The sequence below is a fragment of the Bacillus sp. SIMBA_031 genome (assembly GCF_046535225.1).
In the GTDB taxonomy this organism is placed as follows: Bacteria; Bacillota; Bacilli; order Bacillales; family Bacillaceae; genus Bacillus; species Bacillus velezensis.
The window spans coordinates 1-348 of record NZ_JAWRXC010000077.1 but is presented as its reverse complement, the minus strand read 5'-3'; the positions used below and the strand labels follow the sequence as shown (position 1 = coordinate 348).

General features: G+C 69.5%; 1 pseudogene. It reads right to left on the bottom strand.

Features of this window, described 5'->3' with window-relative positions:
- Window positions 1–333 (bottom strand): annotated as a pseudogene (locus SB724_RS19580) (hypothetical protein); the annotation flags it as partial.
- Between the last annotated feature and the right edge of the window lie 15 nt (window positions 334–348).

The window sequence follows — 348 nt, the reverse complement described above, 5'->3', positions numbered from 1 at the left end:
CCCCACAGCCTCCACCACCAAGCCACCGTTGACGGACTCGATGGCAGCAGCTGAAGCGGCGTTCCCTACGAGCCGGTTGGCCCGGCGCAGGGATGCCCGATCCAAGGCTCCGGCAGCGGAAACACCGAGGGGACCGTAGCCGCGGCGGCCGAGGTCCTCCACGAGGCTCTGCGCACCGGGTTTGAGGATCCGCAGGCCGGACAGCCCAGACCCAAGATGCTGCTCGGATTCGGGCGGGCGCGTGGAAACAGCGGCGACGTTCACTACCTCGCGGACCGCCCGGTACTGGACGCGGTCGCCGGGCCTCACCAAGGCCGGTTGCGTTCGCTCCAAGTCCCACATCCGAGC